Below are 19,251 nucleotides of genomic sequence, written 5' to 3' on the forward strand. Positions count from 1 at the left end.
TTAAAATCCGGACTACGATTTTTGATCGATCAAAAATCATAGTCCGGATTTTACTGTTAGAGAACCAAGAATTAATAGTTAATTCCCAGCCCCTCTATTTCTTATTAATTATTTTTCATCATCTTGAACCATCTTTAAGCTGGAGCCAAAGATCTGTTCAATCGTAACCGGGTCACGGTGGTCAAAGAATTGACTTTCGTTCTTGTTAAGACTAGCCATTTTTTTCATATCATCATCGGAAAGTTCAAAATCAAAGACATCGATGTTTTCTTCCATCCGGTTCTTGTGGACTGACTTTGGAATGACAGTAATGCCCCGTTGTAAAAGCCAGCGAAGAATTACTTGACCATTGCTCTTGCCATATTTAGCAGCAGTCTCCGCAATTGTTTCGTTGGTAAAGATATCATGCCTACCTTCCGCAAATGGTGCCCATGCTTCAACACGAATATCTTCACTTTGCGCAAACTTAACTTCTTGGTCTTGTTGGTACCAAGGGTTAACTTCAATTTGGTTGACCGCTGGCTTAACAGGCATTGTTAATTCAAGATCCTTTAGTTGATCAGCGTAGAAGTTCGATACACCGATTGCGCGAATCTTACCTTCCTTTTGTGCTTCTTGCAATGCTCGCCAAGCACCCATTGTATCGCCATATGGTTGATGAAGAAGGTAAAGATCCATGTAATCAAGGCCAAGCTTTTGCAGTGAAGCGTCAATCCCTGCTTTAGCCCGCTTATAGTTAAAATCAGACACCCATAACTTAGAAGTTACAAAGACATCTTCACGGTTTACACTACTATTCTTAATTGCCTTGCCAACTGCTTCTTCATTTTGGTAAGCAGCAGCAGTATCAATTAAACGATAGCCGACTTCAAGAGCATCGGTAACTGCTTGTTCAGCTTGACTTAAGTCTGGAACTTGGAATACTCCAAATCCAAGGGTTGGCATTTCTACTCCGTTATTTAATTTTACTGTTGGTACATTTGTCATAAAATAATTCTTCCTTCCTGTAATTAATCGTTGTCTATATATTAATTGCTAATTTACAAATTGAAAATTACTACCTTTACATGGTAGTATACAATTAGCGCATACTATTAAGGAGTGGTCTAATGATTGATAATTACTTGCTTGAAGAATTAGTGACCTTCGCCAGTGAAAAAACACTTGCTAAAACCGCTGAAAAACTTAGCGTTACCCAGCCGACAGTTACCCGGGGGATGCAAAAATTAGAAGACGAGCTTGGGATTCAATTATTTGACCGCCAGCCCAATCGGATCGTCCTCACTGATACCGGAAAATTAGCTGCTGAAAAAGCTACTGAAGTTCTCGCCGTCAACCGTAATTTTGTTCAACAACTTCAAAATTATGCTGCTCGACAATCAGTAATTAAAATCGCATCAATTGCTCCGGGTCCATTAATTCTGCTTCGCGTAAAAAGTGCATCTTTTTCTACACAAATTTCGATTGACAAGAAGTTTATTACTCATGACCAAATCACCACTTCACTTTTAAATAATGAAAATTCAATAATTATCAGCGACCAAGAGATTCAGACTGATCAAATTGAATCGCGTTATTTAGGGACCGAAAATCTCTATGTTAATCTTGATAAATTTATGTACCTTGCTAATTCCCAACAGGTTTCTTTTAAGGACTTAGCCGGATTAAGTTTTGTCGTTTTGAACGATATCGGACCGTGGAAAGAAATTATCCAAAAATATATTCCAAATGCTAAATTTTTATATCAAGAAGAATGGGCCGCGCTTACTGAAATCACAAAATATTCTAGTTTTCCATACTTTAGTACTAATATAACAACAGTTAATCCACAACAACGTACGTCAAACGACGATCGAGTCCGACTCCCGATTACCGATGAAGTTGCGACAATGACGTTTTATGCTAATTACCTTAAGAAACAAAGAAAATCCTTAACGCCCTTACTTAATGAAATTAGCCAAAACTGGCCTAATTTAAGTTAAATTATAGGCGTTTAACTTGTTTCGCTGAAAATCCCTATTTAAAAAATATTAATAATAAAATGAATCATGGTGACTAAAATGACGAAAAAATTATTACTCCTTTCAACCGGTGGAACTATTGCCTCGGTTGTCTCTGATGAAGGACTAGCTCCAGGCGAATCTGGTGAAGAATTAATCAAAATGCTTGGTCGGCTGGAATATGACATTACTGTTCGTGATATTCTCGAATTAGATTCATCCAATATTCAACCAGAAGAATGGAAAATTATTGCCGAAGCGATCTATGACCATCGTAATGAATATGATGGGATAGTCGTTTCACATGGGACAGATACGATGGCTTATACTGCTTCAATGCTGACTTTCATGCTTCAACATATAAATATTCCGGTTGTGCTAACTGGAAGCCAAGTTCCTATGAATGTGATTCTTAGTGATGCCCCTGATAACTTACGACTTGCCTTTGCAGCCGCTGCTAACTGCGAGCCAGGAGTCTATATTGCTTTTAATCGTAAAGTAATGCGTGGTTGTCGGAGTGTTAAAGTACGGACAACCGCCTTCGATGCCTTCGAAAGTGTGAATGTCCCACCAGTAGGAGAAGTTACTTCAGACGGCTTTTCCATTAGGGATCACCAGCATCCCCAACCTGGTAAAAGTCAATTAAATACTAAGATCGATACTCATGTTTCACTGGTAAAGCTCTTCCCAGGATTTGATCCTGCCTTACTCCATGCAATGGCTAAAAATGGCTGTCACGGAATTGTGATTGAAGCGTATGGTCTCGGAGGAATGACCTCGATTCGGCGAAATATGGTCGCTGCGGTTGGTGAATTAATCCGCAATGGCATTCCAATTATTACTTCCAGTCAGTGTCTTTATGAACGAAGCGACTTAACAAAATACGAGGTCGGACGACTTGCACTACTAGAAGGAGCAATCAGCGCCCGCGACATGACTTCCGAAAGTGCCATCACTAAATTAATGTGGGGTCTTGGTCAAGGGATGGATGTTAAAGAAATTGCAGACTTCTTCAATACTGATGTTGCTGGTGAAGTAACTTTAGATTAAACGAATAAGAGACAGGATGAAAATTTTGTTTTTCACCTGCCTCTTATTTTTTACTTAAAACCAGCTACGGATCCAGTTAACAAACCGGGTCCACCAAGACTGAGCTTGTTGCTTAACTGCCTGCCCGTCTTGAGAATTCAAGAATTTTTTCGCCTTATTCATCATATCTCCTGATGAATTCTTTACATTATTAATCGTATCAGTTACGTGCGAGCTATAGTCTTTACTTGAACTAATTGGAGCATTATTAAACTGAACAAGCGCATTGATAATTGGTTGTTCATGATTCTTTGTTTCATTGTAAATGTTTCGCTCTTCAAGTTTCTGATTAAAGATTACTTGAATTTGATTTTGCGTTGGGGTAGTTCCTTGTTTCTTTTGTTGGTTAATTTCCTTAGTGGTATCACCAACCGCAGCCATCAACTTACCAGGATATTTACTATCATCCTTATTGGCTTCAATTGCCCCATTTGTTGCGGTCAACATTTGGTTAGCAGATTGCGTATTTTGCTCATTTAAACTAACTCCATCTGCCGCAATTGCTTTATAGACTCCGGTTAAAGCTGACTCCCCAGAAACGGCCCGGTTAGCGCTAACGGTGATAGTAACATCCGTAACCCCCGCCATTTGCGCAACCATAGCGTACTGTTGGGCAGTTACTTTGGTAATATTATCCTCACCATTAAACTTTTTTACATTAACTTTAATCCCCGAACCTGGATCGGTGGGGACAATTGCTACCGAACTAACCATGGCGGCGTTAGTTGTCGAACCATTTGGATTGATATACTTCTGATAATCACTGGCAGTAGCGGTTAACGTTGTAAAATTATCATCGACTGCTAGTACATTATTTAATTCATTCTTCTCGGCAGCCCCCGCTCCATATACAACATATGATTTATTTAGCGTATGGGTCTGAGTAGTTGAACTGTTGCTCGTACTTTCACTAGTTGTCTCAGCCGCCAAAATTGTGACCTGGCTAACTGGCACTGCTAATAAAGATAGTGCGAGAGTAGAGGTAATAATGATTTTGGTTAACTTATTTGAGCGCACTTTTTTACTCCTTTTAAGGCAAATTAAATTTATATTAATGATAAAGAAAAATCCGCCAAAATACTAGCGGATTTTATTTTCTTTACCACAGTTTAATTATTACGCCAATGAATTGGGCGGGAGCAGAAAGGCGCTTAGTCATAACTTGGCTTGGCCGTTAATTCTCTCTCTCGTCTTGCAGAGCTTCACCGAGGTGCTTCATTCCTGCCTTGATCTGGTCTGCCTGAGCTAGCTAGTTTGCTCGCTCTTCTTCTTTTTTCAATCGTTCTTTGATGTATGTTGCGGATGTTGCTAGTTTTGATTCTTCTTCCGGCGTCAAGTCCAGATGCAGCTGCTCCACTACCCCGTCACGGCCAACGACAGCTGGATATGAAAGGTACGTGCCGTATTCTTCACGATAATTAGAAACTGGCATTTCAGTTCGCGCATCATTCAATAATGCGTTGGTTAACCGGACTGCTGCCGTAGCAACACCATAATTAGTGTATTTCTTCCCTTGATATACGAGGTAGCCTCCTTGACGAGCACGTTCTTCTAGCTCAGAAAGCTTTAATCCCCGTTCTTTTGCTAGTTCAGTGACCGGTTTCCCCAGGACGCGGACTGTCGACCATGCCGTAAATTGCGAATTGCCATGTTCCCCAAGATTAAAACCAACAACAGAGCGTGAATCAACTTTCAAAGCTTCACCAACCCGGGCCCGCATCCGTGCAGAGTCGAGTAAGGTTCCCGTCCCCATCACGTGTTCTTTTGGTAATCCCGTTAATTTTTGGTACATTGAGGTAATCACATCACAAGGGTTAGTAACATCAACTAACTTACCGTGAAATCCATTGTCTACTAACATCTTTGCTACCAAGGGCACTTGGGTCCGCGTAAACTTAAATTCAGCAAAGCGATCATGATCTGGCGTATCAACCAACTTTGATTTCCCTAGGGCTGACACGACCACATCACAATCACGCAATTGGCTTTCATCATTAACAGTCAGGTTAGTATGGTAAGGCAAATTGGCCATTGCATCTCGTAAGTCCAAAGCATCCGCTTGCACCTTAGCTTCATTAGTATCAAATAATGCGAGGTCATCGACAAAGCCACCAGCAACTAAATAGTGCGCTACCGTTGCCCCAACGTGACCCATTCCGACTACTGCTACTTTTCTCGTCATAATAAAACTCCCTTTCTCTTTTATTGCACAACTATGTAAAATAATTAATTCTAGTCAGTCACGTCCACACTCACAGTGCCGAAGCCATTATCAAATTTGGCTTCCCACTTGCCGGTAGTTAAATGTGGTGGTAAGAGGAAAGTACCTGATGATACTAGCTGCCCTGCGCGGAATGTCTTCCCTTGTTCTTCAAGCTTTCTGACTAGCCATTGCAATGACTTTAATGGGTTGCCAAGCACTTCACTTGACGCCCCACTATCCACTTCTTTGCCATCGTGGTAAAGGGTGACATTTACATTTGCTGCATCATCAACGGTCTTAAACACCTCATCGGTTGGTCGTTCTTGACCATATACTACATACCCACCAACAGCACAATCACTCATGACACTGAATTTATTTAGATCTGGGAACCAGTCAGCAAAACGACTATCAGGTACTTCCAGCGTGCCGCAGACAGTAGTCTTATGTAATAAATCTTCCATCGAATCACTGGCGTGCAAGTCAGTTTTAGCACGGAAGCCGAGTTCAACTTCCACTAACGGAGCCATCGTTTGTTCTTTGAGAGAGAGAACGGCAGGTGATGGTAAGAAGTGGGCATCAACTTGTTGTCCATAGAGCGGACTATCAGAATCAAACATGTCCTGGGTTTTCTTACTAGTTAAGGAAACTTTATACCCACCAGTTGGAAGTCCCTTTAATTCAACGAAACGGTCTTGAAGGGCATAAGCTGTATTATCATCGCTAACGACCTCTGCCCATTCATCCATTACCAGTGGTTTCTTGCTTTGATAAGCTTGGAAAAGTTTTTGAGCAAAAGCTTCTTGTTCTTCATTTAAGGTAACGTTTTTATTTGTAGTCATAATAATATCCTCCTTAGGACCTGACCGCTGTTACCAAATTAATTATCGGTCTAAGCCGGTCAGGTCATGTTCTAATTTTTCTTCAATGTTAATAATGTCTGAAATATCACTGTCTGCCATGACCACCACCACCTTTAAGTATGTCTAATAAAAAACGCCCTCCTAGCTCTATTAAGAACTAAAAGGACGTCTATCAACGTGGTACCACCTTTATTTACAACACAAGGGTTGCCTCAATCAACTGCCCACAATGGCAATTAATCGGCAAGATAATGGCTGCTACCAGTATGTTCTACTATTATTTCGACATACAACTCGCGAGGGATTTGTCGCAACTACCTCCTACCGGTTTCCACCAACCACCGGCTCTCTTAATTCAGCAGAATTGACGATTCTCGGTCAACGTTTTTTAATTTCTCTTAATTGATTATTAGTAGAATATCACGTGAAAATGAGAAAAACAAGAGTTAAATTAGAAAATCATTAAAAAACATTGCCATGGATCATTATTCGCAAAATATGCACAGTATCAACTAATTTGACTCTTCCCACAAGAATTTAATTAATTCACAGTTTACTTGACTGTTATTGTGGAGCTTACTGTGTTGGGCATTCTTTCCATGAATTTCAACTTCGCGGTATGATTTTGCACGATCACTGACTAAATACTTTAATGATTTAGCAGAATTTACCGGTATATCTTCGTCCGAGTGACTGCCATCCCCAACATCCCCGTAAATATTTAACACGGCTGTATTTCTGGGAAAGCTCTGCCGTAAGCCAAGTAATTCACGGTAAGAAGAATCCATTTTATCTGGTTCGCCTGTTTTAGCATTTACCTTCGCGTTTTGAACATTGCTTTGGCCTACCAGTCCATTATAATGACCAGCAATCGCTACTAAGTGGGCTACTTGCGGAAGGCTTTTATCATTTACATTGTCATTAATATAATTGATAATTTCCAAGTTTCCCATTGAATGTCCTACAAGATTAATCTGCTTATAATGGTGTTGTTTTTCTAAAGCTAATACCACATTTTTTACATATTCACCGCCATGATGATAACCTTGCGTGTAATCATCTTGATATGCACTTAATTTATTATCTTCAAGGTTAACTTCCACAATCGGATTAACGGCATTTGCTGGAATTTGATGGTTAAATGTTACTTTCCCTTTTCTGTCAACGTTTGCCCGCACAATTGTCTTCGTAACACCGGCATCACGGGCAGCATTGGCCATCTTTTCTTCAGCATGAGAACTACTACCCCACCCATGAACAAAAATCGTCGGTGTTGATGATTGAATATAATGGGTTACAGCATGTGCTCGTGAACTTATTCCTAATAGGCCAACTAAAATAACAGCAAAGCCTAATAATAATTGAGAATACTTTTTCATCTAATCTTCCTTTACAAAAGCTTCATCAAAGAATTGTTTAATCTTATTAAATGGTATTTTATCAACTCGATCATAAAGGTCAATATGTTCACAATCATCTACAACATACATCTCTTTAGGTTCTTTTGCTAGCTTATAAGCTCGTTCAGAGAAAGCACGTGAATGAGCATGATCACCAAAAATAAAAAGAATTGGCCGTGGGGAAATCTCATCAATATAAGCTAATGCTGGAAATTGCATCATGGCAAGGTTAGAAGTAGTAGTGAAATTTCCACGAGCATGAGCATGAAAACCACGAGGAACAGCATAAAATCGATTCCATTCATTAGTAATCGGATCGATTTCTGGCAATGCATCAACATTCGGGTAAGGTTTAGTTGGGAAACTTGGCTTATATTCAGGAATCCCGCTTGCATAATCTTCCCAGCGCTGGTTAGCTAACTCTTCTTTCATTTTATTTAACTCTTCATCGCTTAGGTTCATCATCCCACGAACATCAGTAATATCATACATTGATGCGGTAGCAACGGCTTTAATCCGCGGATCTACCGCAGCAGCTGCTAGTGCAAAGCCACCAGAACCACAAATTCCAATAACCCCAATTTTGTTACGATCAACAAACGGAACTTCAACGCCAAGAAAATCAACCGCTGCACTAAATGATTCTGCAAATAAACCTGGGGAGGAAACGCGACGTGGCTCGCCAGCAGAATCTCCCATATTGGCTTGATCAAAAGTTAATACAACAAAGCCACGCTGAGCAAGTTCATTACCATACACGGCTGGTCCTTGTTCTTTCACCCCACCATATGGCGCACCAATAATTAGAGCGGGGTGCTTTTCTTTAATATCTAAACCTTTAGCGTAATAAAGGTTACCGGCTAATTCTAAGCCATAACGATTTTTAAAATTAATACTTTGCCGTTCTACGTTTTCTGATAATGGTGTAATGTATCCAAATGACATATTATTCTCCTCCGATTTTTTTAATTACTTTAGCAGGAACGCCTGCAACAACAGTATTGGCAGGAACATCTTTACTAACAACTGCTCCCGCTGCAACAACAGCATTTTCACCAACTGTAACGCCTGGTAAGATTGTAGCATTTGCGCCAAGCCAGGCATTTTCCTTAATGAGGACTGATTTCAATTCAACGCCGCGTCGCTTTTCTGGATCAAGGGGATGATTTACCGAAATGATTGTTACATTGGGTCCGACTAAAACCTTATCTTCTAATTCAATTCCGCCGAGATCAGTAAACATCGCACCACTGTTAATAAATACTTGTTTCCCAATTTTCAGGTTAGCTCCGTAATCACTACGGATAGGCAAACGAATTTCAACCGAGGCATCTATTTTTTGACCAGTTACATCATTAAGGACATGGCGAATTTCTCTTTGCGATGCTGACCGACTATTCAATTGTTGAAGTAAGTCTTGATTTTTTAAAGCCGTTGCCGTGATTGTCGCAAGTTCTTCTTTTTGAATCTCTTTCATTTTCATCCCTCTTTTGCTTGAAATTATTGTTTATATCTTATCGAGTTTTTATAATAATGTTAAATACTTATATTTAATGACATACTATAGTTAAAAAGCATATTGGAGTGATTAAAATGGAAGTCCGTGTACTGAGGTATTTTATTGAAGTAGTCCAAGAAAAGAACATTTCAAATGCCGCTAAAAGATTACATATTTCTCAACCGACACTATCACGACAATTAATGGATCTTGAAAAAGAACTTGGGATTACTTTATTTGAACGAGGACACCGGCAAATCAAACTTACCCAAGAAGGCTATTATTTATATGAACGAGCGCAAGAGATTACTGGCCTCGTTGACAAAACTGAAACCGACCTGCAATCACAAAATGTCATAAGCGGAACATTAGATATTGGTGCAGGAGAAAGTGCAGCTATTCAGCCAGTAATGACTGTAATTGGTGATATTATCAAAAAGTATCCAGATGTTAAGATTAACTTAGTAAGTGGTGATAGCGATCAAATCTATCAGCGCTTAAATAACGGTACCTTGGATTTTGGAATCATAATGGGACCAGAAAAGCTCCTAGATTATCATTCAATTAGATTGCCGCAAAAGAATATCTGGGGAATCTTAGTCCGAAAAGATCAGCCGATTGCAGAAAAGGAAAAGATTACTCCGGAAGATCTAAAGGGTGTCCCTATTATTACGTCAGCTCAATCTAAAGAGCAGGATGTGTTTCGGGTGTGGGCTGGTTCATTAATTGATCAGTACAACTTTATTGGCCAGTACAATTTAATTTTTAATGCTCGTTTATTAGTCGAAACAGGAGCGTGCCTTGCATTAACCTATGAAAATCTGATCAATATCACTGGAACTAATCTTATCTTCCGTCCTTTAACACCTACTATTACAGATCAAAATAATCTCATTTGGAATAAAAACCGTCAATTATCTAACGTTGCGCAGGTTTTCTTGAACCACTTAAAGGAAGTACAAGTAGTATAGAATAAAGCCTTTTCTCTCAAACACTGGCTTTTATATTACTTCCCTATAGAACTAATATGATCTATTACCATTGTTTAAAAAGCAAACGACCTTATCCTAAAACGAATAAGGCCGCCCAAACTTATATGACTAAAACTCTAAAGTACCTTTCAACTACTGCTGTCTATAGGTCTTGAAGTTCTTCCATATGGTCTGCTGTTTTTTGATCTAATTCATTATGCTCATCAGTAAAATCATTGTAACTACCACTAATATTAGTTGCATGATTAGCAAAATGTTTTAAGTCTAAGTACGATTTATGGATAGTTTCCTTGTCGGATTTCTTTACAGAATCATTTTTCTGAATTTTTTGATCTAGGTCATGCAGGTCATTAACTTTACTATCAATTTCATCAATCTCGTCGGTATGATTACTTTGGATAGTATCAACGGCAGATTCTACATCAAAATCATCAGAATTATCTATTGCATCGCTCCATTCTTTTCCTTCTTGCTTTGAAAGATCTTCAACCTTAGAACCAAGTGTGCCGTATTGATCAATAAAATCTTCTTTATCATCCTTATAATTTGATTTGTTCTTTTCCTGTTGTTCTGTAGCTTGTTGTTCTTGAGCTTCATCAATACTTCCCTGCGCCATTCCAGCAATTAGTAGTGAAATAATCATTACTATAAGACTAATCCAAAAATATTTTTTATTTTTCTTAAGAGATTCATTTTCTTTATCTTTTCTTCCTTTAAACCACCTAATACCATAGACAATTGCGACTATAAACGTAATAAAAAACACCAAATCAAATAACGTTACCAATATCTCCATATAAATATCCTCCTCAAATATACAAAAATGGTCAACCAGCGTAGCTAATTGCGTCGATTGACCATTTAGTTTTAAAACTCTTACATTTTACCAAAAATTCCTTAAACTGCATATGTTTAATACAGGAACCACCACTAATTTGACTAATCAGATAAAATTTTAGATTAATAGTCAAATTCTTCTTTCATATCATCAAAAAAGCGCTGAACAACTGGATTTCCCAGCTTCAGCGCTTCTCTTTATTTAAAATTAAGTGAGTCAATCCAGCCGTCAATTTGGCGTGGGTCATTTAAAATTGCCCCTTGGTTGACTTTGGTATCATAACTATTTTCATTAACCGTTCGTTCAACATAGTTTTGTGAGCGATCATAGCTTGTTCCACCAGAAGTAGCAAATAGTGCTAAATTCTTCCCGTTTAAATCAAGATGATCAATCACCGTACTAATCATCCGCGGCGGGATAGCCCACCAAATCGGGTGCCCAATGACAATATTGTCATAGCCACTAATATCTGGTAAATCATCCTTAATATCAACCCGGCTATTATGCTCGTGCTGTTCAATTGATGTCCGGCTTCGATCATCATGCCAGTTTAAATCTGCATCCGTATATGGTTGTGCTGGATGAATTTCGGCAATATCTGCATTTAATTTTTGAGCAATCTGTTCTGCAATCTTCTTAGTAGTATTGGTTGCAGAATAGTATAAAACAAGGGTCTTTGCCATTAATGAAGGCCTCCTTTATCTTAAAACGCAGTATAAATTTTAACGTAAAAACGCAATGATGGAAAATGCTTATAATTAATCCTTATCTATGCTTTAAAAGTATTAATCGTTAGCGTGAATATCATATGCATTTAATAACATCTCACCAACACCAGGCGCATCAGGATCATGCATTCCCTTGCCTTTATCGAGGGCCCGAATTTGATCCATTTCTTCATCCGTTAATTCGAAGTCAAAAATATCAAGATTACTCTTAATTCGTGCTTCGTGAACAGACTTAGGGAAGACAACAATTCCTTCTTGATTTTCAAAGCGGAGAATTACTTGACCAGCATTCTTACCGTATTTTTCAGCAATTGCTGTGATTACTGGTTCATGCAGTAAGTCAGCATTACCTTGTCCAAGGGGTGCCCAGGCTTCAAGACGAACATCATCCTTCGCAAGAATTTCCCGTAATTTCTTTTGTTGGAAACACCGATTGAACGAAGCTTACCAGCCTTTTGTGCTTCTTCGACTGCCTTCCATGCTTCGTCAACCGCCCCATATGGTTGGTGAAGAAGGTAAAGGTCAATATAATCAAGCCCTAATTTGTTAAGAGAAGTTTCAATAGCCTTCTTTGCGTCTTCATACTTGTAATCTTGAAGCCACATCTTACTTGTTACCCAGATTTGGTCACGAGGAATCCCGCTATCCTTGATTGCTTTCCCAACTTCTTGTTCATTCATGTAGGCAGCCGCGGTATCAATATGACGGTAACCAGCAGCTAAGGCATCCTTAACTGCATTGTATGTTGTACCATCAGCAGGGATTTGGAAAGTTCCAAAACCGATTACTGGAATTTCATTGCCATCGTTCAATTTGAAAGTAGGTACATTATATATAGACATTATTTTTCGTCTCCTTTGCGTTAATCATTGTCTAAATATTAGCACCATATTTTCTAAACTAACATTACTTGATTATCATATCAGTATGCCCGAAACGTATACTAATTGAGTGAAGGATATGGGAAATTTTAAAGTAAGGATTTAAAAACAACCTGAGAAAAAGCTTTTATTTTTTCAACAGCCTCGTTATTTTATACGAATATTGTTACGATATCATGGCACTGGCTGCGCGTCGCCAAAAGACTCGAAGCTAAGTCCCCTGTGCCGTGCTAAACCCCATTCTATCCTTAGCCCCTCTTTGTTGAAAAATTAATTCACACTCACCTACTTTTCAAATTTAATTCTTGCTCATATCAATAATTACTTTACCTTTATTATGTCCCTGCTGAACTTTTTTCATCGCTTGGGGAACCTCATCTAGTGAAAAGATTTTGCCAACCGTGGGATGAATTTGATTTTCAACCAAGATCTTGTTTGCAGCTGCTAATTGTTGGCCATTAGCTGTTACGAATAAAAATTGATAGTCTATTTTCTTTTTAGCTGCTTCTTTTTCAATACTACGGGATGCAAGACTAAAAAGTCCTTGTTTGAACTTGCTCATTTTCATTCGTTTAGCAAATTCCTTATTAGGTATTCCACGTAAAGATACGAGTTTCCCATGAGGACGTAAAATTGCCATCTGCTTAATTGTTTCTTTTCCACCTAATGTATCTATTACTAAATCAATCCCTGAAAGAACTTTTGTGTAATCTTCTTTTGTATAGTCAATAAATTTATTAACCCCGAGTTGTTCGACACGTTGCTGATTTTGTGGACTACCACTAGTAATCACTTTGAGTCCTTTTGCTACTGCAATTGGAATAGCCATTGCACCGAAACTTCCTGTCCCACCAGAAATAAATAATGTCTGACCTGGCTTAGCTTGTAACAATTCAAGAGCCTGAATTGCTGTTAAAGCAGTTAAAGGAACGCCAGTCGCTTCTTGATTGGTAAGATATTCCGGTACATGAGCAACAGCGGATTGATTAACCACTAATTCTTCAGCAAATGCACCAATATTATTTAAGGGATTGCGTCCATATACACGGTCGCCTACCTTAAAATTAGTAACATCTTTACCAGTTTGTTGAACAAGTCCTACAAATTCATTTCCCAGTGTTTGCGGTAATTTATATGGGACAACTAATTTCAAATCGCCCCATGCTATTAAATTATCTAATGGATTGACACCTGCCGCTTTAACTTGAATTAGTAGGTCGTAAGGTCCAAGCGGCGGCAAAGAAGCATTGCTAATTAGTATTTGTGGATTCTTTTTATTGTATTTAGTAAGTTGAGCTACTTTCATAATAATCCTCACTTTTTTCTTATCTTTATCAACCATAACGAATTAAGAAAATAGCGTCAATAAAGTAGCTCTAACATGTATTTCATGCTTGCTTTCTAGCATTATATCTTTCAATGTCTTACTAACAAGACATTAATCGCACTATTATTCAAAGGCTTTTGTCTTGCCTTATTTTATTAGTTACAAATAAAAACTGCTAGCTATTCATTTTTTGCATTATTGCCTACTTAATATTGGTATTTTAAATTTTATCTTTCTAGGCTTATAGTAAAAGTAATCAAAATTACGATTGAGAAAGGAAGATTTTCATGGCTAAGAAACAAACAGCTGGTCGCGACCAACTTGGTAATTTCGCCCCTAAATTTGCAGAATTAAACGATGATGTATTATTCGGACAAGTTTGGTCACGGGAAAGGGAATTAAGCCTTCGCGATCGGAGTCTTCTCACCGTTACCGCTTTAATTACAAAAGGTGCTTTTGAACAGCTCCCTTACCACATGCAAACTGCTAAGAACAACGGCATTACAAAAGATGAAATTGCGGAAATTATTACTCAATTAGCATTCTACGTTGGCTGGCCAAATGCTTGGTCCGCATTCAACGTTGCTAAAAAAGTATGGGATGATTAAAAAATCAATTTAAAACGTGTCTTTAATGGCGCGTTTTTTATTTTCGGCCTATTATAAAATTAATTAGGAATTGTGAGGTAATTAGGATGGAAGAATTTAAAGAAGCTTATTATGATGGTGAACGTCCACTTTATGGTCTTCAAGATGCTCATTTAGTAAACACTACTTTTGGTAAGGGTGAATCACCATTAAAAGAAACTGCTAACTTAACTCTCGATGGCGTACTCTTTACATGGAAATATCCTCTTTGGTATTCCGATCATATCAAAGTAACAAATACCATCTTTGAAGAAATGTCTCGTTCTGGTATTTGGTATACTAACGATATTGAAATTACTGACAGTACAATTCAAGCACCTAAAGAATTTCGTCGATGTGATGGGATCGTTCTTAATAATGTTCACTTTACAAATGCTGCTGAAACAATGTGGAACTGTCAAAATATTAAGATGAAAAATGTCTATGCTACTGGTGATTATTTAGGAATGAATAGTGAAAACATTTATGTTGACCATCTTGATCTTGTCGGAAATTATGTTTTTGATGGTGCTAAAAACGTTGAGGTTCATAATTCACGCTTAGTATCAAAGGATGCCTTCGGGAACTGTGAGAACGTCACAATTTATGATTCTAAGATCAGTGGGGAATACCTAGCTTGGAATACCAAGAACATTACTTTTATTAACTGCACAATCGAAAGCGATCAGGGATTATGCTATGTTGACCACTTAACGCTGAAGAATTGTCGTGCTCTGCGAACTGACCTCGCCTTTGAATTATGTACTAATATTGATGCCGAGCTAAAAGGTACTATTATGAGTATCAAGAACCCAATTAGTGGTAAAATCACCGTTGATCACGCTGATGAAATTATTATGGATGATCCCCAAATTGATCCAAGTAAGATTCAAATAATTCAAAAGAAGTAAAGGGTGAAAAATATGAAATATGATTTTGATACAATTCTCGATCGGCGTCACACCAATTCTGAAAAATGGGATGTTAAGCCGAATGAATTACCAATGACAACTGCTGATATGGACTTCAAAACTGCTCCTGAAATTATGGCCGCAATGAAAAAGAAGATTGATTCAGGTGCTTTTGGTTATGAATATCCGAATGAGAAATACTTTAATGCAGTTGCTTCCTGGTATAAAACCGAGCATAACGCGGAAGCTGATACCTCTTGGATGCGGTTCGCAACTGGTGTTATCCCTTCTATTACTGCCTGTGTTAATTATTTAAGTCATGAAGGCGATAACGTTCTGTTAATGGAGCCAGTTTACAATACTTTTTATAATTCTATTCTCAATAGCGGCCGTCATGCTTTTCCTACTCAGCTAAAATATGATCAAGCTACATATACTTATTCTGTCGATTGGGATGACCTTGAAGAAAAAATGAGTAACCCGCTTACCACGCTGATGATTTTATGTAATCCCCACAATCCTACTGGTTATGTTTGGTCGCGCGATGAGTTAATTCGTATTATTAAGCTAGCTCAAAAGCACGGTATCATTGTTATTAGTGACGAAATTCATGGTGATCTAGTATTAACGGGCCCAGACTACACTCCTACTTTCTCCTTACCAGAAGATTATCGCCAAAACGTGGTTACATTAGTATCAACCAGTAAGACATTTAACGTGGCGGCTCTTCATGCTGCGACAGGAATCGTTCCTAATCCTCTTTTGCGGGAACACTTTACGCGCGCAATCAATAAATATGAAGTAGCAAAACCAAATCTCTTAGCAATTCCTGGAACAATCGCTGCTTATACCCAGGGTGCAGACTGGCTTCATCAACTTAAAAAGTATTTATTAGGGAACCGCAAATATCTTGTTGAATTTATTAAGAAGAACCTTCCTAAACTCCATGTTGTTCCTGGAACGGCAACTTATCTTGTATGGATTGATGTTAGCGCAGTAACTGATAACAGCGCTGTTTTGGTACAAAAGATTCGCGAACAAACTGGGTTAATTATTAATCCAGGAACTTATTATCATGGCAATGGTAGCCAGTTTATTCGCATTAACATCGCTTATCCTCGTTCACAAGTCAAAGATGGTTTAGAAAGATTAGCAACCGCCACCAAAAATTAATTACTTGGCGCCATTTGATATCAGTTTGGCATCATATGATATTACTTATTCTCTTCTTCAGCATATACTAGAATCAACATCAAACGAAAGATAAGATTTTGAGGAGGAATTATTATGTCAAAAGAAACTGCTTTAATTACTGGTACCACTGGTGATCTGGGAATGGAATTTGTTAAGATCCATGCACAAAAAGGCGGTAACCTGGTTTTAGTCAGACGAAATCCGCAAAAAGCTTGCTCAGCTCGAGTATGATATTACTAACAAATACCACATTAAAGTAATGACGATTGCCGTGGACTTTACACAATTCTGGTATGCTCCTTTCTAGGTGAACATGGAAATATATGGATATCTGTCAACCATACCAGTTGACAGATATCCAATTAAACAGCTTAATCCCAGTAGAATACCGGAATCAAGCTGCTTAAAAACTTTATATATTTACATGTTCACTTGACAGGGTGCGATTCATTTTCTCCCAGCCTCAACTGTTTTCCCGAACGATATCAGCCCGTGCTTCAATTCCTTGATCGAGAATCCTTAACTTGAGATTGACTCCGTACCCCCGCGATTGGTTGCATATTATCATTATTACATTGTTAATCTTTCATCAATTATGTGTGGTGACTTAACATTAAGTTTCCGAAGCATCTTTTCGACATTTAAGATGACATGAGCTGGTCCCACGATAAAGTAGAGCCCTTGATCAATTTCTTTAGGTGACAATTCTTTTTTTATTGATTCTTCCGTAAAACGACCTTCTTTTGCAATAACCGTAATATTAGGATTTTTCTTTAATTTTTCCAGAGCTTTTTCAAAATATAAGCCGTTCTTTTTTGATGAAGACCATAATATTTTTTTGTCGTTGATTTCCATATTGTTCTGCCAAGCTAAGAAGGGGCGCTAACCCTGATCCCAACCCGTAAAACACTAATGGTTGATCCTTAGGTAATTTACGGATAATGCGATCAAATTGTCCGTATGGTCCTTCTAAATATACTCTTGTTCCAATTTGTACTGATGGGATCTTTTTTGTAAAATCCCCAAGTTTTTGGATCGTAAAGGTAATTTCATGAGGGTCATTTTTAGGGGCGGACGTAACGGAAAAAGGATGCTTTTCCCTCCCAATTAATTTACTGCCCCTAAAAGACACAAAGTAAAAGTCACCGGCTTGATAAGCTGGATCGTTTTTATCTAACTTAATTACTAACTGTTGAGTATTCGGTGCAAGCTGTTTATTCGCTATCACTGTTCCATTTGTTTTAAACAGCGTGATAAATTTTGCTAACAAGTAATAACCAATAATGATATAAGTATACGCATCAAATGTTGTTATAAAACTTGTCATCTCGCTAAAATCATCTATTAAGTGAACATGCAACCAGATCAGTAGGATTAATAGTAAGTTTAAGCGGTGGATCCAGACAGAAACTTGATGGGAGCAAATTATGCTTAACTTTAGTTTAATTTGACGAAGCAGCTTAAAGCGGTCAACTAACCATCCCGACATAAAGACAATCGCGTAAATTATACCGACAATTGCCAAGTACCAAGCAATATCTCCCGTCGTTTCAACAAGGTGATCAGCGCCGGGACTTAAAAATTTGTGAGCAGTCACAGCAATCAGCGCTGCAACGCCTAACGAAGCATGCAAAAAATACATTGAAGGGATTCCAATATACTTTTCAAGCCATCTTGGACGAGTTGAGAGGAAAATGATAACCAACCACCAAACATAGGCCAATATCCCCACATCATAAGCAAAAAGATCTTCATAATCAGCCGTTAATTGACTATTTGTCAAGATGATTAACGGTAATGGAATAACTGCTAAAGCAACTATCCACGTAATATATAAGGCTAAAGGGTGTTTCTTTAACATTTTTGTCCTCCTCATATTTATTACATGACCAGCAACTGAAGAAAAAGCACTCGTTGCTTTAAGAAGGCGATTCATCCCCCACTTCTATAAGTGGGGGATGAATGCGCAAATTATGGATAAATTAATGGTCGTTTTCCACGGCTAATACTTTTTTAGAGCCAGCATCAATCTTAACTTCTTTAACTGTCCGGCCATCTTTTACTTTAACTTCCCAAACAGCTTGATTTTCCTTTTCTTGTTCTAATTTCCATTCGATCGCACTACCCTTTTTAGCTGCTTTTTCGGCAATTTGGCTCGCTTCATCACGGCTAATTGCCTTACCTGGATCTAAGGTATATTCCTTCTCATTTTGGTCAAGCTTTTCAGACTTGTTAGAGATTAGTTTGACATCCTTGGCATTGACTTTAACCTTGTATTCGTTGGTATTGTCAAAGCCCTTTACCTTGTACACATATTTTCCCTTGTCACTTTCCAGCTCTACTTCATTGAGGTGCTTATCTGGGTACTTCTTGTTAAACTGATCAATTGCAGCCTGTTGGTCAATCTTGATGTCGCTCTTATTAGCTAACTTTTCATGTTTCACCGCGGCTTCGATTTGAGCATGATAACCATCCATTGCAGCGACACCAGCAATGCCTCCAGCTCCTAACACAAGTCCTCCACAAACACAGGCGGTAATCAGAACCTTTTTAGTCATCTTTGGGAACTTCCTTGCTTTCTTCTTGTCTGCGTTTGGTTGATGATCTTGTCTTTGTCCGATTTTTTCTGTCATTTTTATTCTTCCCTTCTTAACTTTAATTGGTAATTTTATCCATAAATTGCGAGAATACCCCTACTTCT

Annotated in this window: 20 protein-coding genes, 1 pseudogene and 1 other annotated feature; of the genes and pseudogenes, 7 read left to right on the top strand and 14 right to left on the bottom strand. The window is 38.3% G+C overall.

What is annotated here, in order from left to right; translation table 11 throughout:
- Positions 1-108: 108 nt before the first annotated feature.
- Positions 109-987, bottom strand: a complete 879-nt coding sequence (locus AACL61_RS09370; RefSeq protein ID WP_041817002.1) for an aldo/keto reductase — start codon at positions 985-987, stop codon at positions 109-111.
- A 122-nt stretch (positions 988-1,109) separates the two neighbouring features.
- On the opposite strand from AACL61_RS09370, the gene AACL61_RS09375 reads away from it, so the two are divergent.
- Positions 1,110-1,982, top strand: a complete 873-nt coding sequence (locus AACL61_RS09375) for a LysR family transcriptional regulator (RefSeq protein ID WP_152700094.1) — start codon at positions 1,110-1,112, stop codon at positions 1,980-1,982.
- A gap of 78 nt (positions 1,983-2,060) precedes the next feature.
- Positions 2,061-3,050 carry an asparaginase gene (locus AACL61_RS09380; protein WP_085650418.1) on the top strand — a complete coding sequence of 330 codons (990 nt, stop codon included), beginning with the start codon at positions 2,061-2,063 and terminating at the stop codon, positions 3,048-3,050.
- 54 nt (positions 3,051-3,104) lie between these two features.
- Here the strand turns inward: AACL61_RS09380 and AACL61_RS09385 are convergent, their stop codons facing one another.
- The 6 genes from AACL61_RS09385 to AACL61_RS09410 all read right to left on the bottom strand — a co-directional run bounded on the left by AACL61_RS09385 (position 3,105) and on the right by AACL61_RS09410 (position 9,032).
- On the bottom strand, positions 3,105-4,106 hold the full coding sequence (locus tag AACL61_RS09385) for a DUF1002 domain-containing protein (protein ID WP_085719492.1): 1,002 nt from the start codon (positions 4,104-4,106) through the stop codon (positions 3,105-3,107).
- A gap of 232 nt (positions 4,107-4,338) precedes the next feature.
- Positions 4,339-5,271, bottom strand: coding sequence for an L-lactate dehydrogenase (locus AACL61_RS09390; RefSeq protein WP_003670158.1), 933 nt, complete (start codon positions 5,269-5,271; stop codon positions 4,339-4,341).
- Between the two features lie 50 nt (positions 5,272-5,321).
- Positions 5,322-6,134 (bottom strand): 2-keto-4-pentenoate hydratase, encoded by an 813-nt coding sequence (locus AACL61_RS09395; RefSeq protein ID WP_139561474.1) that lies wholly within the window; start codon positions 6,132-6,134, stop codon positions 5,322-5,324.
- Positions 6,135-6,313: 179 nt separating this feature from the next.
- Positions 6,314-6,546 (bottom strand) — a binding site (T-box leader).
- A 121-nt stretch (positions 6,547-6,667) separates the two neighbouring features.
- Positions 6,668-7,534: an alpha/beta hydrolase gene (locus AACL61_RS09400; RefSeq protein WP_339111302.1), complete on the bottom strand. Its 867-nt coding sequence runs from the start codon at positions 7,532-7,534 to the stop codon at positions 6,668-6,670.
- Positions 7,535-8,500: an alpha/beta hydrolase gene (locus AACL61_RS09405; RefSeq protein ID WP_078009933.1), complete on the bottom strand. Its 966-nt coding sequence runs from the start codon at positions 8,498-8,500 to the stop codon at positions 7,535-7,537.
- 1 nt (position 8,501) lies between these two features.
- The gene (locus AACL61_RS09410; protein WP_180374504.1) at positions 8,502-9,032 is read right to left on the bottom strand and encodes a DapH/DapD/GlmU-related protein; all 531 of its coding nucleotides are present in this window, start codon (positions 9,030-9,032) and stop codon (positions 8,502-8,504) included.
- A 116-nt stretch (positions 9,033-9,148) separates the two neighbouring features.
- On the opposite strand from AACL61_RS09410, the gene AACL61_RS09415 reads away from it, so the two are divergent.
- Entirely contained in the window at positions 9,149-10,024 is an 876-nt protein-coding gene (locus AACL61_RS09415; protein WP_078009932.1) for a LysR family transcriptional regulator, read from the top strand.
- A gap of 163 nt (positions 10,025-10,187) precedes the next feature.
- On the opposite strand, the gene AACL61_RS09420 is transcribed toward AACL61_RS09415, so the two are convergent.
- The 4 genes and pseudogenes from AACL61_RS09420 to AACL61_RS09435 form a co-directional block, all read right to left on the bottom strand.
- A complete protein-coding gene (locus AACL61_RS09420) occupies positions 10,188-10,841 on the bottom strand; it encodes a hypothetical protein (protein WP_078009931.1) in 654 nt (217 codons plus the stop codon).
- Positions 10,842-11,080: 239 nt separating this feature from the next.
- Complete coding sequence (locus AACL61_RS09425) at positions 11,081-11,566, bottom strand: flavodoxin (RefSeq protein ID WP_339111303.1); 486 nt, start codon at positions 11,564-11,566, stop codon at positions 11,081-11,083.
- Between the two features lie 102 nt (positions 11,567-11,668).
- Positions 11,669-12,453, bottom strand: a pseudogene (locus AACL61_RS09430) (aldo/keto reductase).
- Between the two features lie 337 nt (positions 12,454-12,790).
- A complete protein-coding gene (locus AACL61_RS09435) occupies positions 12,791-13,798 on the bottom strand; it encodes an NADP-dependent oxidoreductase (protein ID WP_339111304.1) in 1,008 nt (335 codons plus the stop codon).
- A 308-nt stretch (positions 13,799-14,106) separates the two neighbouring features.
- On the opposite strand from AACL61_RS09435, the gene AACL61_RS09440 reads away from it, so the two are divergent.
- The 4 genes from AACL61_RS09440 (at position 14,107) to AACL61_RS09455 (ending at position 16,781) form a co-directional block, all read left to right on the top strand.
- Entirely contained in the window at positions 14,107-14,427 is a 321-nt protein-coding gene (locus tag AACL61_RS09440; protein WP_078009927.1) for a carboxymuconolactone decarboxylase family protein, read from the top strand.
- 86 nt (positions 14,428-14,513) lie between these two features.
- Positions 14,514-15,356: a DUF3737 family protein gene (locus AACL61_RS09445; protein WP_339111305.1), complete on the top strand. Its 843-nt coding sequence runs from the start codon at positions 14,514-14,516 to the stop codon at positions 15,354-15,356.
- A gap of 12 nt (positions 15,357-15,368) precedes the next feature.
- Entirely contained in the window at positions 15,369-16,529 is a 1,161-nt protein-coding gene (locus tag AACL61_RS09450) for a MalY/PatB family protein (RefSeq protein WP_339111306.1), read from the top strand.
- Positions 16,530-16,643: 114 nt separating this feature from the next.
- Positions 16,644-16,781 (top strand): hypothetical protein, encoded by a 138-nt coding sequence (locus AACL61_RS09455; RefSeq protein WP_339111307.1) that lies wholly within the window; start codon positions 16,644-16,646, stop codon positions 16,779-16,781.
- Positions 16,782-17,120: 339 nt separating this feature from the next.
- Here AACL61_RS09455 and AACL61_RS09460 read toward each other — a convergent pair whose 3' ends face one another.
- From AACL61_RS09460 to AACL61_RS09470, 3 genes are all read right to left on the bottom strand, one after another.
- Positions 17,121-17,405, bottom strand: coding sequence for a hypothetical protein (locus AACL61_RS09460; RefSeq protein ID WP_339111308.1), 285 nt, complete (start codon positions 17,403-17,405; stop codon positions 17,121-17,123).
- Entirely contained in the window at positions 17,344-18,411 is a 1,068-nt protein-coding gene (locus AACL61_RS09465) for an FAD-binding oxidoreductase (RefSeq protein ID WP_339111309.1), read from the bottom strand. The genes AACL61_RS09460 and AACL61_RS09465 overlap by 62 nt, the downstream gene beginning before the upstream one ends.
- A gap of 121 nt (positions 18,412-18,532) precedes the next feature.
- Positions 18,533-19,183 (bottom strand): PepSY domain-containing protein, encoded by a 651-nt coding sequence (locus AACL61_RS09470; protein ID WP_339111310.1) that lies wholly within the window; start codon positions 19,181-19,183, stop codon positions 18,533-18,535.
- Positions 19,184-19,251 lie beyond the last annotated feature (68 nt).

It is taken from the genome of Limosilactobacillus reuteri subsp. porcinus, from assembly GCF_036621895.1.
Taxonomy (GTDB): Bacteria; Bacillota; Bacilli; order Lactobacillales; family Lactobacillaceae; genus Limosilactobacillus; species Limosilactobacillus reuteri_J.